The following is a 13,924-nucleotide window of genomic DNA, read 5'->3' as shown; positions in this document are numbered from 1 at the left end:
CGCTGCGGGTGCCGATTTGAAGTTCCGGCCGTGCCGCACGCACAGGATGGCGGCGCAGTTCCCGGTAACGCTTGCTTAAGCCTGTTAACAGCGCGGTAACCCGGCTTAACAGGCCTTTAACTTAAAACTCTCGATAAATCTTACGCGAAAAAGGGATGGTTCCGTAACCATGCGGTTTTGCCTCGCGCGGCGGCGTGGGCACCGCAGCGGTGACGGCAGTTGCGTTGGAGTGTGTGATGAAGGGGCTCGTTGTGGGCGCAGCCGCGTTGGCTGCAGTCGGCTGGACGGCTTCGGCAGAGGCCGCCGATCTCAATTACGGGCAGCGTGCGCCTTACACGGTCAATCAGCCGCTCAATGCCTATAGCTGGGCTGGTCCGTATCTTGGCGCCAATCTCGGCTACGAATGGGGTTCGGTGAGCAACAATCCCGCAAAGCCGTCAGGCTTCGTCGGCGGCGTTCAGGCCGGCTACAATTTCCAGAACGGCCCATGGGTGTTCGGTGTTGAGGGCGACATCCAGGCCGCCGGTGCCGACGACACCTTCGCGCCGTGGAAGTTCTCCAATCCGTGGTTCGGCACCCTGCGTGGCCGCGCCGGCTACGCCTTCAGCAACGTGCTGTTCTACGGCACGGCGGGCCTCGCCTTCGGTGAGCTGCGCGCGCAGACGTTCGGCTGGACCGAGTCGCACACCAGCGCCGGCTGGACCATCGGTGCCGGCGCGGAAGTCGGGTTCGCGCCGAACTGGAGCGCCAAGCTCGAATATCTCTATATCGATCTGTCGACGAGCCAGTTCGCGATTACGGGCGTGTCAAACGGCTATAGCGCCAGCGTTGTGCGCGCAGGCGTGAACTATCGCTTCTGATAGCTAAGAAGAAAATACCGGACCAACCTCCCGGCCGCTTGCGGCCGGGATTTTTTTTACGCCAGGCGCGCTAGGGAAGGATGACCAAATCGACCGCCTTCGGCCCCTTGCCCTTCTTGTCCGGTTCGACTTCGAAAGTAATGCGCTGTCCTTCGGCAAGGTCCTTCAGTCCGGCCCGCTCCACAGCAGTAATATGCACGAAGACGTCGCGGCCCCCGTCGTCCGGTTTGATGAATCCGTAGCCGCGCTCACCGTTGAAAAACTTGACCGTTCCCGTCATGGCCATCGGGAAACTCCCCCTCATTGCTCCTCCGTCGTGACGCAGACGCACGTCACGACATGACCGGGCCTTACGAAGCCCGGGAGCTGGCCATCCTTGGGCAGACCATTCGGTCCGACTGGATCTTTCTTAGGCCTTCACTCCGCCGCAACCATTCGCGGAAGCGGAACGTAAAGCCAGTCACTGCAACAGCATAATACGGTTCTCTGCAGATTGACTACCGCTCCTGCATATTTTTCCCAAGATGCCGGAGTGTTACGGTCTCGGCACCTCTAATCGGAATCTGGCAGCGCCACCCTGGCCGAGCGGCATTTCCAGCTCGGGCAGGATCGTCTTGAGCTCGCCCTGCAGCGTGTAAGGAGGATTGACGATCAAGAGCCCGCTGGACGTGAGGGCTGCGCCGTCAGCTTGCGGCGCCACGCTGAATTCGAGGCGCAGGCATTTTCCCGGCGGCTTTGCTGCGGCTGCGAGCCGCGCCACTGATTGCACCAGCGTGTCGGTGGCGCGCCGGCTCTTGGCGGGATACCAGATTACATAGATACCGGTCGGCCATTTCGCGAAAGCCGCCGAGAAGGCCTCGCCGAGCTTTTCGAACTCGTCCTTGGCCTCGAACGGCGGGTCGATCAGCACGAGCCCACGCCGTTCCTTCGGCGGCACGAAAGCCGGCAGCGCCATCCAGCCGTCGAGGTCGACCACGCGGGCCTGTTCGTCGCGGCGCAGCACGCCGATCAGCGCCTTGCGCGCCTTCGGCTCGAGCTCGCAGAGCAAGAGGCGGTCCTGCGGCCTCAGCAGGCCGCGCGCGATCAGCGGCGAGCCCGGATAGGCCTTGAGCTCGCCCTTCGGATTGAAGGCGCGGACGATGTCGAGATAGGGCTTGGTCAGCGCCATGGCGTCGTTCGACAGCCGCGCCTGCATCAGCCGCGCAATGCCCGTCAGCCACTCGCCGCCGCGGCGCGCCTCATCGCTTTCGAGATCGTAGAGGCCGGCGCCGGCATGGGTGTCGATGATGCGGAACGCGCCCGGCTTGTCCTGGAGATAGGTGATGATGCGCGCCAGCACGATGTGCTTGATGACATCGGCGAAGTTGCCGGCATGGAAGGCGTGACGGTAATTCATGCAAGAGCACTACGCCACGTGACGGCTTGAGCAAAGAGGCACGACGCCTGGGCTAGCCACCCCGGATCGGCGGCATCGCCACCTGGTCGCGGCGGCAGGCGCGGCGGTCGATCTCCTCGCAGGCGCGGAATTGCAGGTCCTTGCTGAGGCAGATGCGGACTTCCGATAGCCGCGTCCGGTTGCAGGTGATCGAGACGGCGGCATCGCTGAGGCCCGGATTGGCCTTGATGAAGGCTTCCTCCACCTCCGCCGGCGCCACCGTCTTGGCCTGCGACAAATCGAGATATTCGGCCGGAATCTTGATCGCGGCGCGCGCCTTCCGGATCGTCTCGAAATAGCTGCGGTCGGCGAGCCCCGAGCAGGTGCCGTGCTTGTCCCACTCGTTGAAGATCAGCCCCGGCGCCGGCATCAGGTCGAGCATGGAGGAAACGATGCTGCGGTTCAGCCGCGGCGACGGCCGCTGGCAATATTCCGGGAAACCGTTCTCATATTGCGGCCACAGACCATGGACCACGAAAGCGTAGGGCCGTCCGCTGCACTGGATCTGCGAGCGGCCGCCGCGCTCCGCCGCCTCTTCGCAGAAGGAGGGCGACCACGACAGCGACAGCACATAAAAATCGAATTCGCCGGGCGTGTTCTGCCGCTTGTCCTGGGCCTTGGCGCCACCGGCCAATACAGCCAGCCCGGCCGCAAGCGTCAGCGAGATCATCAGGCGGGAGAACGAATGCAATCTGGAATGAAACATGGCGACGCCCCTCAACTAGACTGTGCAGACGAGCCTAGCAGGCGATAGGAACATTTCAAGAACAAAATGCGGGCAACCGTCGGTCGGCCGCCTGATCGGTCCGGATCAGAGCAATTATTGCTTGGCGGCGCGGCAGGCCGGGTTGTAGGCCCAGTTGCGGTCGAGCCCGACCACGCACCATTCGACGCCCTGGCCGTAGCCGGCGAAGCCGCCATCCTCGACGATCGAGAAATGCACCTTGCGCAGCTTGCCATCGGTGAGCATGGCTTCGCCGGTGCAATAGCGGCGGGGAATGTTGTCGGACGCCCAGGGCCGGAACGCAGTCTCGTGAACCGCGGAGAAGCCGGTGATCTTCAACGAGGAATTCCAGAACGAGCTTTCCTTCTCCCAGAACTGGGTGGCGATCGTCGGCAGCGCCCTGTCGCATTCGGAGACGTTGCCGTCATAGCGCGGCCCGCTCAGCCAGAAATTCAGCTCCAGCGGATTGGCGGCCCTGGCCTCGCCGAGCGACAGCGCCCCGAACAGAAGGCCGAGCACGGCGGCAAAGCGGAGCGATTTCAGGAAGGTCGAGGCGCGCATGGGCAATCCAGACAGCATGATCTGCGAGGGTCGGACGGTGCCGCGAAGGCCGGGGGAGGTCAAGTGCAGCGCGGCAACACTTGCCGACGAGTTGACCGCAATGCTGCGTTAGAGGGGTCTTCCGTTCTTTCCACCGCCGCGCCGGCACCGTAAACTGCCGCCAACCAATCGGAGTGACGGGAATGCGAATCATTGCGGCCGCGGGCCTACTTGCCCTGGGTATGTTGGCGAGCCAGTCGGCGCGCGCCGATCTCCTTCCGGTGCCTCCGTTCAAGGGCAACGACACCGGCGGCATCATCGCCTATTCAATGGCAACCCAGGTCGATGCGCGGCAGGTCGCGGTCGATCACTGTGCGCGCTATGGCAAGGTCGCCAAATTCCTGGCGATGCAGGCCTATGAGGGCGGCTACATCTCGTTCTCCTGCCGCTGGGTGCCCTATGGCGCCGCCGACCAGCCGATCCGCACGCTCTACTGAGGCGCTTTCGCAACGCCGCTATCTCGCAGCCGGGAGCTTCCCACATGACGCGCAAACTCGCTTTGCTCGGCTCCGCCCTTTGCCTCGTCTTGTCGGCAGGCAGCGCCCGCGCTGACGACCTGCCGGTGCGCAAGGCGGGCCTGTGGGAATTGAAGATGGTCAGGACCGGCACGCCGGTGCCCGAGATGACCATGCAGCACTGCACCGACGAGACCGTCGACAAGGAGATGAACAACAACGTCTCCCCGATGGCCAAGCAGATATGCGCCAAACAGGACATCAAGAAGACCGCAACCGGCTATGTCAGCGATTCCGAGTGCAATGTCGCCGGCATCAGCACGACCTCGCATGCTGAGATCACCGGCGATTTCAATTCGGCCTATACGGTGAAGACGTCGTCGCACGCGCAAGGCGGCGCCGCCGGCACGGCAGGCCGCGACACGAGCATGCAGCTCGAAGCGAAATGGCTGGGGGCCTGCAAGCCGGACCAGAAGCCCGGCGATATCGTGATGCCCGGCGGCTTCAAGATGAACGTACGCGACATGGACAAGCTCAAGGCGCTGTTGCCGAAATAGGGTGAGATCGTAGCCCGGATGGAGCGAAGCGAAATCCGGGACCGGTGCGTCGATCGCGAAGAAAGGATCCCGGATTGCGCTTCGCTCCATCCGGGCTACATCAGCTACACCGGTATCCGCACGCTCGCCCTTAATCCCCCCATCGGGCTGTCGCCAAGCGTGATGTCGCCGCCATGCGAGCGGGCGATGTCGCGGGCGATCGCGAGGCCGAGGCCGGTGCCGCCTTCGTCCTGATTGCGGGCGTTGTCCAGCCGCAGGAACGGCTTGAAAACCTCTTCACGCAGATGCGCGGGAATGCCCGGCCCGTCATCGTCGACCGTCACGGTCAAATAACGGTGATCGCGCTGGCCGGTGATGGCGATGCTCTTGCCATAGCGAGCGGCGTTGGTGACGAGGTTGGCGAGGCAGCGCTTGAACGAGGCCGGCTTCACCGTGACCACGGGCAGTCCGTTGAACGCGACGGTCGCAATGTGGCCGTGGCGCTCGGCGTCGCTGCGCAGCTCCTCGAGCGCCTGCGCCATGTCGGTCGGCTGCGACTGCTCGCCGGAATCGCCGCGGGCAAATGCGAGGTAGTCCTCGAGCATCATCGACATCTCGTCGACGTCCTTGCGCATGCCCTCCATCTCGGGGCTGTCGCCGATCAGCGCCAGCTCGAGCTTGAACCGCGTCAGGATCGTGCGCAGATCGTGGCTGACGCCGGCGAGCATCGCGGTGCGCTGCTCCATCGTCCGCTCGATGCGCGATTTCATTTCGAGGAAGGCGACCGACGCGCGCCGCACCTCGCGCGCGCCGCGCGGGCGGAAATTCGGCGCCTCCCGGCCCTTGCCAAAACTTTCGGCGGCGTCGGCAAGTCGCAGGATCGGCTTGATCTGGTTGCGCAGGAATAGCACCGCGACGATCAGCAGGATCGAGGACGTTCCGACCATCCAGAACAGGAAGATCTCCGAGTTCGAGGCATAGGCGGCGCTGCGCTGCGCGAACACGCGCATCACGGCGTCGTCGAGCTGGATCCGGATCTCGACGAGGTTGGAGCGGCCGACCGTGTCGATCCAGAAGGAGCGCCCGATCTGGCGGCCGAGCTGCACCGACAGCGTCTGGTCGAGCAGCGAGAAGAACGGCTTTGGTCCCGGCGGCGGCATGTCGCCGGCCGGGAGGAAATCGACGACGAGGCCGAGGCGCTGCTGCGCGATGCGGCGGATCTGGTCACGATCCTTGTCTTGCGGATAGCCCTTGTAGACGTCGATCAGCGCGGCGATGTCCTGCACTACGGCGGCCGACAGGCGCCGTGTCACCGTGTTCCAGTGCCGCTCCATGAACACGAAGGCGACGACCGATTGCAGGATCACCATCGGCACGATCATGATCAGCAGCGCACGCGCGTAGAGGCCGGTCGGCATCCAGCCCTTGAACGCATTGCCCATCCAGCCATTGGCGGCGGAGACGCGGCCGGCGGCGCTCTTCAAAAGCGTCAGGCCGGTATCGATCGTGCTCATCGGTGGCGCTTCACTCTTTATGGCGAGGCTACCAGCCGGTAGCCGATGCCGCGCACGGCCTGGAGGAACAGCGGATTGGCGGGATCGGTCTCGATCTTGCGCCGCAGGCGGTTGATCTGCACGTCGACGGCGCGCTCGTTGACGCTGCCATTGCCGGTCAGCGCGCTGCGCGGCACGGTCTCGCCCGGTGTCTCCGACAGAATCCGCAGCATCTCGCGCTCGCGGTCGGTCAGGTGAATGACGTCTTCGCCCTGGCGCAGTTCACCGCGCTCGATGTGATAAATGTACGGGCCAAACGCGATCTTCTCCACCGCAGCGGCCTGTGGCGGCGGCGCGGCGCGCTTGAGGATGTTGTTGATGCGCAGCGCAAGCTCGCGCGGCTCGAACGGCTTTGCGACGTAATCGTCGGCGCCGATCTGCAGGCCCTCGATGCGCGCTTCGGCTTCATGCCGCGCCGTCAGCATCACGATCGGCACCGAGGACGAGGTCCGGATGAAACGGGCGAGATCGAAGCCGGTCTCGCCGGGCATCATGACATCCAGGATCAAGAGGTCGAAGTTCAGGCCCAAAAGCTTGGAACGGGCGTCGCTGGCGCTGGCGGCGGTCGAGACGCGATAGCCTTCGCCGGCAAGGAAGCGCGAGAGCAGATCGCGGATACGGCGGTCGTCGTCGACCAGGAGGAGATGCGGGGCATCGTCGGCGGGACGTGCCGGCGGGCGTGCGAGCGTGGCAGCGAGCGGCACGGTCACTCCTTGTCTTGATTGACGGTGGCAAAGATCGTCTCCAGCACCTTGTCCGGATCGTCGCGGTCGATCATCGCGCGCAGGAAGCGCTTGACGGTCTCGGCATCCTGCGGCGCCATCTCGGCGAGCGCCTTGGTGATGCGCGTGGTCTGGAGGCCGGCGAGCTTCTGCACCAGCGCCTCGCCCTTCGGTGTCGCAAACAGCAGGCGTTGGCGGCGATCATTGTCGCCGGTCTTCTGCACGATATAGCCCTCGTCCAGGAGCTGCTTGAGTACCCGGCCGAGCGATTGCTTGGTGATGCGCAGGACGTCGAGGAGGTCGGCGACCTTGAGGCCGGGATAACGATAGACAAAGTGCATGACGCGGTGATGGGCCCGGCCGAAGCCGAACGCCTCCAGCTCCTGGTCGGGATCGCCGACGAAATCGCGATAGGCGAAGAACAGCAGTTCGATGATATCCCAGCGCAAATTGCCTCCGTCGTCTGCGGCCGGCCGCGGCCCGGCAGCGTCTTGAGAAGGAGTCGCGAAATTTATGTCAGGCATATTGACGTATCTTGGGTTCAATGTTACAAAACGATCAGCCCGTACGAAATTTTAGATCGTTTCGCGTCGGGTGGGGCATCGAAGCACGGCGGCCGCAGTGGGCCGGACAGGCGGAGACGGCCGGAGCAGATCTACCGTGCGATTGTCGAACGGCATTTCGGCAAAACATACTGGACTTCCGTCTTCCGCAAAAGCATGTCCTCGGTGACATGCTGGCCACGGAAACCGGCCGTAACAAGGCTGGCGGCGGTCCGGCCAGAAACCAATCGAGCCAGCCGGGCCCAAATCAGGGCAGGCGGGTGCCAGAACGGCGCCGCCACCGGCAGCGGGAGGCAAGGACATGAGCATGAAATTCGACATCCAGCCCGCATCCAATCCGACCCCCGAGAAGGATCGGGTCGCCAAGCTGGTTGACCCCGGTTTCGGGCGGGTCTTCACCGACCACATGGCAGTGGTCCGCTACAACCAGGCCAAGGGCGGCTGGTACGAGGCGCGTGTCGAGGCGCGCACCAATTTCCAGCTCGATCCGGCCGGCGCCGTCCTGCACTACGCCCAGGAAATTTTTGAAGGCCTCAAGGCCTACAAGCGCGATGACGGCGGCGTGAACCTGTTTCGCCCCGACGCCAATGCACGGCGCTTCAAGGACTCGGCCGACCGCATGGCGATGGCGCAGCTCCCTGAAGACGTCTTCATCGAGGCGGTCGAGCAAATCGTGCGCATCGACCGCGCCTGGATGCCCGGCGGCGAGGGCAGCCTCTACCTGCGCCCCTTCATGATCGCGAGCGAAACCTTCCTCGGCGTCAAGCCGTCGTCCGAATACATCTTCGCGGTGATCGCCTCGCCGGTCGGCTCCTACTTCAAGGGCGGCCCCGCGCCGGTCTCGATCTGGGTGTCCGAGAATTACACGCGCGCTGCCGTCGGCGGCACCGGCGCCGTCAAATGCGGCGGCAACTATGCCGCAAGCCTGCGCGCCCAGGCCGAAGCGATCCAGCACGGCTGCGACCAGGTCGTGTTCCTCGATGCGATCGAGCGCCGCTATATCGAGGAGCTCGGCGGCATGAACGTGTTCTTCGTGTTCGACGACGGCTCGCTGTCGACGCCGCCGCTCGGCACGATCCTGCCCGGCATCACCCGCGATTCGATCATCGCGCTGGCCAAAGACGCCGGCAAGACCGTGCGCGAGGAGCCGTACTCGCTCGACCAGTGGCGCAAGGATGCGGCAAGCGGCAAGCTGAAGGAAGCGTTTGCCTGCGGCACCGCGGCCGTGATCTCGCCGATCGGCACGGTGCGGTCGGTGAGCGGCGATTTCGAGATCAGCGGCGGCGCCGCGGGCCCCGTTGCCATGGGGCTGCGCAAGCAGCTCGTCGACATCCAGTACGGCCGCACCAACGATCCGCACAACTGGATACGGAAGGTGGATTGAGGCTTCGTGTTCCGGGCAGAGTGCCGGACCCAAGCTCGCTAAACGGAAACGCAGCGCAACTTGCTTGGAAGGAGCTGCGCTGCGTTTGCACGAATGGCGCTGACCTTTAGTTGTTGAATCCATCGGTGCAACTGTGCGACAATGACTAGGACATCAAGCTTCACGTTGCGACATGCCTGCCAATCTCTCTCAGCCAATCAAATGGGCCGTATCCGCTGTCGTCACGGCAGTCGCTCTCTTCGGCATTCTAACATTGAGGCCTGGACCGGCGGTCGAGGTGGCGGACCGGGTCATCAGCGTGGCCGACACCGACGCCGAGATGAATGCCGCGATCGCTCGCGCACGCGCTACCTTGCCTGTCTTCTGGGCTTCCTATGAAGCGCCAAAGCGAACGGAGACGGAGCACGCTCTCAAGGTTCGATTTCCGAGCACCGGGAACGACGAGCACATCTGGATGAGTGAAGTGAAGAAGCTTCCGGGTGGGGAATATGCAGCGCGGTTTGGGGATACGCCGCGAAATCTGCCAGGAAAGCGGTTGGGAGACCTCGCCGCGTTCAAGGATGCCGACATCTCGGACTGGATGTTCATGCGCAACGGCAAGATCGTCGGCGGCGAAACCATCAGGCCGCTGCTGAAATCCATGCCGAAGGCGGATGCCGACGCGCTCCGGGCGCGGATGGAGCAGCCGTAAGGGCCTACCCGGCAGTTGCCGCACCCCGCGTCGGCTGGTAAATGCCGCGCATGGCCGAAAAACCCAAAAAATCGCCGAAACTGAAGGCGCGCCTGCCGCGCGGGCTCGAGGATCGCGATCCCGCCGCGATCCGGGCCACGCGCGAGATGGTGGAGAAGATCCGCGCCGTCTACGAGCTCTACGGATTCGAGCCCGTGGAAACGCCGGCGATGGAATACACCGACGCGCTCGGTAAATTCCTGCCCGACCAGGATCGTCCGAACGAGGGCGTGTTCTCGTTCCAGGACGACGACGAGCAGTGGATCTCGCTGCGTTATGATCTAACCGCGCCGCTCGCGCGCTACGTCGGCGAGCGATACGGGACCGATGGTCTGGTCCTGCCCTATCGCAGCTACCGCGTCGGCTACGTGTTCCGCAACGAGAAGCCCGGCCCCGGCCGCTTCCGTCAGTTCATGCAGTTCGACGCCGACACGGTCGGCTCGGCGACGCCGGCGGCGGACGCGGAGATCTGCATGATGGCCGCGGACACGATGGAGGCGCTCGGCATCGCGCGTGGCTCCTATGTCGTGAAGGTCAACAACCGAAAAGTGCTCGACGGCGTTCTGGAAGCGATCGGGCTCGGCGGCGAAGAGAACGCAGCGCGCAGACTGACCGTGCTGCGTGCCATTGACAAGCTCGACAAATTTCCTGCCGAGGAAGTTCGCAAGCTCCTCGGTCCCGGCAGATGGGATGGCGGCGAAGAGGGCAAGGGCGACTTCACGAAGGGCGCCAACCTGAACGCGTCGGAGGCTGACGTCGTTCTTGCCATCACCAAGCCGCGCGACGATTGGAAAGAGGCCATTGCCGCCGCGGAAACCTATCTCGCCAAGAGCGAAGTCGGTCAGGCCGGCGTGAGCGAGCTGGAAGAGATCGCCAAACTGGTGACGGCGTCGGGGTACGGCGCAGACCGCATCAAGATTGATCCGTCCGTCGTGCGCGGCCTCGAATATTATACCGGCCCCGTCTACGAGGTCGAACTGCTGCTCGACACCAAGGACGAAAAAGGCCGCCCGGTCCGTTTCGGCTCGGTCGGCGGTGGCGGCCGCTATGATGGTCTCGTCTCGCGCTTCCGCGGCGAGCCGGTGCCAGCGACTGGATTTTCCATCGGCGTGTCGCGCCTTCAGGCCGCGCTGACGCTGCTCGGCAAGCTCGACACGAAGCCCGGCTTCGGCCCCGTCGTCGTCACCGTGTTCGACCGCGATCGCGTCGCCGACTACCAGAAGATGGTTGCATCGTTGCGAACCGCAGGCATTCGCGCCGAGCTCTATCTCGGCAATCCCAAGAACATGGGCAACCAACTCAAATATGCCGACCGCCGCAATGCGCCTTGCGTCATCATCCAGGGCTCGGATGAAAAAGCGCGTGGCGAGGTGCAGATCAAGGATCTGATCGAGGGCGCGAAGGCGGCGGCCGCGATCGCTTCCAACCAGGAATGGCGCGAGAGCCGCCCGGCGCAGTTCTCGTGCAGCGAGGCCGACCTCGTCGCCAAAGTGCGCGAGGTGTTGGCGCGCCATGACGTGAGCTGGGGCTAGCCATTCGCTGACGCCGCCATGCCCGGGCTTGTCCCGGGCATCCACGTCCTGTTTGATGACGACCGTCAATGGCCGGTGTTCGGCCCCAAGGGAGAGAAAAATGCCTGAGATCACTGTCAGCATGGCCGTGGGCCGCACCGACGAGCAGAAGGCCGGCATGATGCGCGACATCACCCAGGCGCTGGTGAAGAATCTCGGCGTCGATGCCGACGCCGTTGTCATCCAGATCAACGAAGCCCCGCTCGCCCACAAGATGAAGGGCGGCAAGACGTTCGTGGAGCGCGCGGCGGCTGCGAAGAAGTAGCTACCGCTGCAGCTGCAAGCGCAACTGTCGTCCTGGCCTAGTGCGCAATTGCGCACGGGGGCCAGGACCCATTACCCCAAGCGGCAGTTGTTGCAGCAGGTCGTGGTTTCGGCCGCGCATGACAATGTTCAGTCGGGGTAATGGGTCCTGGATCGGCGCTCGCTTTGCTCGCTTGTCCAGGACGACGGGGGAGGCTCCATGGACGCACGCGACTTCATCAAGGTCGGCATGAGCGCCGAGCGCACGCTGGTGGTGCCGGTGGAGCGCACGGTCGGGCATTTCGTGCCCGGCATGCCGATGGTCTATGCGACGCCGATGATGATTCTGGAAATGGAGATGACGTCGGGCGATGCGATTCGTGCCGCGCTTCAGCCCGGCTGGGTCACCGTCGGCACCGAGGTCGATATCCGCCATCTTGCGGCAGCTTTGGTCGGTGCGACGGTGCGGACCAGCGCGAAGGTTTTCGCGGTCGAGCGCCGCGTCATCCGCTTCGAGGTCGAGGCCTTCGAGGGCTTGCGAAAACTCGGCGAAGGCCGCCACGCGCGCGGGCTCGTCAATGTCGAGATGTTCAACAAGCGGCTGGGGGCGACATAGGAGCCGCTTGCTCTGCCCTCATCCTGAGGAGACCGAGCAGCGGTCGTCTCGAAGGATCGCCCCGGGCGAGAGCGGGGCCTGCATGGTTAGAGACGGCGCTTCGCGCCTCCTCACCATGAGGGGATAGCTTCCTTACTTCGCCAATTCCTTCGACCGCTGCGTCGCCGCCGCGATCGCGCGGATCATCAGATCGCGCAGGCCTGGTTCGCCCATCAGCACGCCGAGCGCTGCGGCCGTGGTGCCGCCGGGCGAGGTGACGTTCTGGCGCAGCGTGCTCGACGGCAGATCCGATTGGTGGAGAAGTTCACCCGAGCCGGCGACGGTTTCGCGCGCGAGTTTTGTCGCCAGTGCCTCGGGCAAGCCGGCCTCGACGCCGGCGCGCGCGAGCTCTTCCGCCAGCAAAAACACATAGGCCGGGCCGGAGCCGGACACCGCGGTCACCGCGTCCATCAGGCTCTCATCGTCGACCCATTCGACCGAGCCGGTGGCCCGTAGCAGCGCATCGGCCACCGCGCGTTGCGGCGCGCTGACGCTGTTCGCGGCGACAGCCACCGTGATGCCGCGACCGATCGCGGCCGGCGTGTTCGGCATTGCGCGCACCACCGCGCCGCCGCAGACCTCCTCGAGCGAGGCGATGGTGGTTCCCGCCATGATCGACACCACCGCGGTCTTGTCGGAGACGAACGGCTTCAGCTTGGCGCCGGCCTCGCGGAACATCTGCGGCTTCACCGCGACCACGAGCGTCTCGACCTGGCCCGCCGTCGTCACATCAGGATTGAGCGCGACGCCCTTGGCGGCAAGTGCGGTGATCTCGGCCGAGATGTGCGGATCGATCACCGCGACCCGGCGCGGATCGAGCCCGCCCGAAAGCCATCCGGTCAGCATTGCGCCGCCCATCTTGCCGGCGCCGGCGAGCAGGATGGTGCCGGTGATGTTTTCGAGAGTGCTGTTCGCCATCGCTGTCGCCACCGCCGTCGTCCTGGCCTAGTGCGCAATTGCGCACGGGGGCCCAGGACCCATTACCACGGCTGGTTCTAGTGGAAGGATGGCAGGGCAACAAGCATCGCGAGCTATACAAAGACCTCGCGGTATGGGTCCTGGCTTTCGCCAGGACGACGGTGGAAGAAAGCCGGGCTCGCTCGCCGCCTCGAGAGTGCGCTTACGCCTCGCCCACCGTGTCGAACATCGCCGCGTCCATGGCTTCCGTCGTGGACTTGCCCGCCCACACCACGAACTGGAACGCCGGGAAATAGCGTTCGCAGGCGTGGATGGCGCCGGCGAGCATGGCTTCGCATTGCCCAGTGGAGGCGATGAGCCCGCCCGGTAGCACCAGGGCCTGCCGGTGCATGATCATGCCGGTGGTGGTCCACAGGTCGAAGTGCCCGACCCACAATTGCTCGTTGACCGCGGCGACGAGCCGCTGGACCTCCGGTCGCCGTGCAACCGGAATCTTCATGTCGAAGGCGCAGGCCAGATGCAGCGCCTCGATCTCGCCCATCCAGGTGAAGGAGATCTGGTAGTCGGTCCATTGTCCCTTGGAGACAATCGTGAGTTCGTCTTCGCCGGAGCGTTCGAACGGCCAGTTGTTGCTGGCAGCGATATCCTCGACCACCGCGAGCGGATGGTTTTTGGAATCGATGGTGCCTTCGAGCAGGGACATGCCGTCTCGACCTCTTGCCTTTTTGTTGTCTTTGATACGCACGCGGTTGGTCCGGCGCGCGCTCCCTTTAAATTCGTTAAGGCGATCCGTTCGGATCAGCGCGGGCTTGTCGCGGATCAACTGATGTGATTTGCGGAATCTGCGCAACTGGCTGCCGAGTCCGTCCACAAGTCAGGACTCGTTCGTCCACAGCTCATCTCCGCCACAATTATTAACGGGAAGAACAAATCGGAATCGGATTCGATGGCCCGCCAATCGTTAATTCCGTCCCG

General features: G+C 64.2%; 17 protein-coding genes. 8 read left to right on the top strand and 9 right to left on the bottom strand.

Features of this window, described 5'->3' with window-relative positions:
* Positions 1-236: 236 nt before the first annotated feature.
* Complete coding sequence (locus AC0L2F_RS01040; RefSeq protein ID WP_007614867.1) at positions 237-860, top strand: outer membrane protein; 624 nt, start codon at positions 237-239, stop codon at positions 858-860.
* 70 nt (positions 861-930) lie between these two features.
* Here AC0L2F_RS01040 and AC0L2F_RS01035 read toward each other — a convergent pair whose 3' ends face one another.
* From AC0L2F_RS01035 to AC0L2F_RS01020, 4 genes are all read right to left on the bottom strand, one after another.
* Positions 931-1,146, bottom strand: coding sequence for a cold-shock protein (locus AC0L2F_RS01035; RefSeq protein WP_007614865.1), 216 nt, complete (start codon positions 1,144-1,146; stop codon positions 931-933).
* Positions 1,147-1,395: 249 nt separating this feature from the next.
* Positions 1,396-2,256: a 23S rRNA (adenine(2030)-N(6))-methyltransferase RlmJ gene (locus AC0L2F_RS01030; RefSeq protein ID WP_063993937.1), complete on the bottom strand. Its 861-nt coding sequence runs from the start codon at positions 2,254-2,256 to the stop codon at positions 1,396-1,398.
* A gap of 52 nt (positions 2,257-2,308) precedes the next feature.
* Positions 2,309-3,001 carry a ribonuclease T2 family protein gene (locus tag AC0L2F_RS01025; RefSeq protein ID WP_063993936.1) on the bottom strand — a complete coding sequence of 231 codons (693 nt, stop codon included), beginning with the start codon at positions 2,999-3,001 and terminating at the stop codon, positions 2,309-2,311.
* A gap of 114 nt (positions 3,002-3,115) precedes the next feature.
* Complete coding sequence (locus tag AC0L2F_RS01020; RefSeq protein WP_007614859.1) at positions 3,116-3,580, bottom strand: hypothetical protein; 465 nt, start codon at positions 3,578-3,580, stop codon at positions 3,116-3,118.
* A gap of 182 nt (positions 3,581-3,762) precedes the next feature.
* Here AC0L2F_RS01020 and AC0L2F_RS01015 point away from each other — a divergent pair, with 182 nt between their 5' ends.
* Together AC0L2F_RS01015 and AC0L2F_RS01010 are read left to right on the top strand one after the other, a co-directional pair.
* Positions 3,763-4,056 carry a hypothetical protein gene (locus AC0L2F_RS01015; protein WP_007614858.1) on the top strand — a complete coding sequence of 98 codons (294 nt, stop codon included), beginning with the start codon at positions 3,763-3,765 and terminating at the stop codon, positions 4,054-4,056.
* Positions 4,057-4,100: 44 nt separating this feature from the next.
* Entirely contained in the window at positions 4,101-4,631 is a 531-nt protein-coding gene (locus tag AC0L2F_RS01010) for a DUF3617 domain-containing protein (RefSeq protein WP_063993935.1), read from the top strand.
* 104 nt (positions 4,632-4,735) lie between these two features.
* Here the strand turns inward: AC0L2F_RS01010 and AC0L2F_RS01005 are convergent, their stop codons facing one another.
* The 3 genes from AC0L2F_RS01005 to AC0L2F_RS00995 are packed head-to-tail and all read right to left on the bottom strand — an operon-like array spanning position 4,736 to position 7,409.
* Positions 4,736-6,124, bottom strand: coding sequence for an ATP-binding protein (locus tag AC0L2F_RS01005; RefSeq protein ID WP_007614856.1), 1,389 nt, complete (start codon positions 6,122-6,124; stop codon positions 4,736-4,738).
* Between the two features lie 17 nt (positions 6,125-6,141).
* A complete protein-coding gene (locus tag AC0L2F_RS01000; protein ID WP_473247193.1) occupies positions 6,142-6,873 on the bottom strand; it encodes a response regulator in 732 nt (243 codons plus the stop codon).
* The gene (locus tag AC0L2F_RS00995) at positions 6,870-7,409 is read right to left on the bottom strand and encodes a MarR family winged helix-turn-helix transcriptional regulator (RefSeq protein WP_007596846.1); all 540 of its coding nucleotides are present in this window, start codon (positions 7,407-7,409) and stop codon (positions 6,870-6,872) included. Before AC0L2F_RS00995 ends, AC0L2F_RS01000 begins: the two co-directional genes overlap by 4 nt.
* Positions 7,410-7,749: 340 nt before the next feature.
* Between AC0L2F_RS00995 and AC0L2F_RS00990 the strand changes: the two genes are divergently transcribed.
* From AC0L2F_RS00990 to AC0L2F_RS00970, 5 genes are all read left to right on the top strand, one after another.
* Complete coding sequence (locus AC0L2F_RS00990) at positions 7,750-8,832, top strand: branched-chain amino acid aminotransferase (RefSeq protein ID WP_007614854.1); 1,083 nt, start codon at positions 7,750-7,752, stop codon at positions 8,830-8,832.
* Between the two features lie 172 nt (positions 8,833-9,004).
* A complete protein-coding gene (locus AC0L2F_RS00985; RefSeq protein WP_007614853.1) occupies positions 9,005-9,523 on the top strand; it encodes a YegJ family protein in 519 nt (172 codons plus the stop codon).
* Positions 9,524-9,573: 50 nt separating this feature from the next.
* The gene (gene hisS / locus AC0L2F_RS00980; protein ID WP_473247192.1) at positions 9,574-11,094 is read left to right on the top strand and encodes a histidine--tRNA ligase; all 1,521 of its coding nucleotides are present in this window, start codon (positions 9,574-9,576) and stop codon (positions 11,092-11,094) included.
* A 55-nt stretch (positions 11,095-11,149) separates the two neighbouring features.
* Positions 11,150-11,398, top strand: a complete 249-nt coding sequence (locus AC0L2F_RS00975) for a tautomerase family protein (RefSeq protein ID WP_088931232.1) — start codon at positions 11,150-11,152, stop codon at positions 11,396-11,398.
* Positions 11,399-11,596: 198 nt separating this feature from the next.
* Positions 11,597-11,992 (top strand): thioesterase family protein, encoded by a 396-nt coding sequence (locus AC0L2F_RS00970; protein ID WP_473247191.1) that lies wholly within the window; start codon positions 11,597-11,599, stop codon positions 11,990-11,992.
* A 132-nt stretch (positions 11,993-12,124) separates the two neighbouring features.
* Here the strand turns inward: AC0L2F_RS00970 and proC are convergent, their stop codons facing one another.
* Positions 12,125-12,949, bottom strand: coding sequence for a pyrroline-5-carboxylate reductase (proC, locus tag AC0L2F_RS00965; protein ID WP_473247190.1), 825 nt, complete (start codon positions 12,947-12,949; stop codon positions 12,125-12,127).
* A gap of 202 nt (positions 12,950-13,151) precedes the next feature.
* Complete coding sequence (locus AC0L2F_RS00960) at positions 13,152-13,652, bottom strand: type III secretion system chaperone family protein (protein ID WP_018453509.1); 501 nt, start codon at positions 13,650-13,652, stop codon at positions 13,152-13,154.
* Positions 13,653-13,924: the final 272 nt, after the last annotated feature.

It is taken from the genome of Bradyrhizobium sp. Ken64 (genome assembly GCF_055807555.1).
Note: the sequence above shows the minus strand (reverse complement) of the source record. Positions and strands in the feature narration are given on the sequence as shown.

Excerpts from the sequence above, each read along its gene's own strand:
- AC0L2F_RS01040 (WP_007614867.1), top strand. The coding sequence starts at position 237 with ATGAAGGGGCTCGTTGTGGGCGCAGCCGCGTTGGCTGCAGTCGGCTGG.
- AC0L2F_RS01035 (WP_007614865.1), bottom strand. The coding sequence starts at position 1,146 with ATGGCCATGACGGGAACGGTCAAGTTTTTCAACGGTGAGCGCGGCTAC.
- AC0L2F_RS01030 (WP_063993937.1), bottom strand. The coding sequence starts at position 2,256 with ATGAATTACCGTCACGCCTTCCATGCCGGCAACTTCGCCGATGTCATC.
- AC0L2F_RS01025 (WP_063993936.1), bottom strand. The coding sequence starts at position 3,001 with ATGTTTCATTCCAGATTGCATTCGTTCTCCCGCCTGATGATCTCGCTG.
- AC0L2F_RS01020 (WP_007614859.1), bottom strand. The coding sequence starts at position 3,580 with ATGCGCGCCTCGACCTTCCTGAAATCGCTCCGCTTTGCCGCCGTGCTC.
- AC0L2F_RS01015 (WP_007614858.1), top strand. The coding sequence starts at position 3,763 with ATGCGAATCATTGCGGCCGCGGGCCTACTTGCCCTGGGTATGTTGGCG.
- AC0L2F_RS01010 (WP_063993935.1), top strand. The coding sequence starts at position 4,101 with ATGACGCGCAAACTCGCTTTGCTCGGCTCCGCCCTTTGCCTCGTCTTG.
- AC0L2F_RS01005 (WP_007614856.1), bottom strand. The coding sequence starts at position 6,124 with ATGAGCACGATCGATACCGGCCTGACGCTTTTGAAGAGCGCCGCCGGC.
- AC0L2F_RS00995 (WP_007596846.1), bottom strand. The coding sequence starts at position 7,409 with ATGCCTGACATAAATTTCGCGACTCCTTCTCAAGACGCTGCCGGGCCG.
- AC0L2F_RS00990 (WP_007614854.1), top strand. The coding sequence starts at position 7,750 with ATGAGCATGAAATTCGACATCCAGCCCGCATCCAATCCGACCCCCGAG.
- AC0L2F_RS00985 (WP_007614853.1), top strand. The coding sequence starts at position 9,005 with ATGCCTGCCAATCTCTCTCAGCCAATCAAATGGGCCGTATCCGCTGTC.
- hisS (WP_473247192.1), top strand. The coding sequence starts at position 9,574 with ATGGCCGAAAAACCCAAAAAATCGCCGAAACTGAAGGCGCGCCTGCCG.
- AC0L2F_RS00975 (WP_088931232.1), top strand. The coding sequence starts at position 11,150 with ATGACGACCGTCAATGGCCGGTGTTCGGCCCCAAGGGAGAGAAAAATG.
- AC0L2F_RS00970 (WP_473247191.1), top strand. The coding sequence starts at position 11,597 with ATGGACGCACGCGACTTCATCAAGGTCGGCATGAGCGCCGAGCGCACG.
- proC (WP_473247190.1), bottom strand. The coding sequence starts at position 12,949 with ATGGCGAACAGCACTCTCGAAAACATCACCGGCACCATCCTGCTCGCC.
- AC0L2F_RS00960 (WP_018453509.1), bottom strand. The coding sequence starts at position 13,652 with ATGTCCCTGCTCGAAGGCACCATCGATTCCAAAAACCATCCGCTCGCG.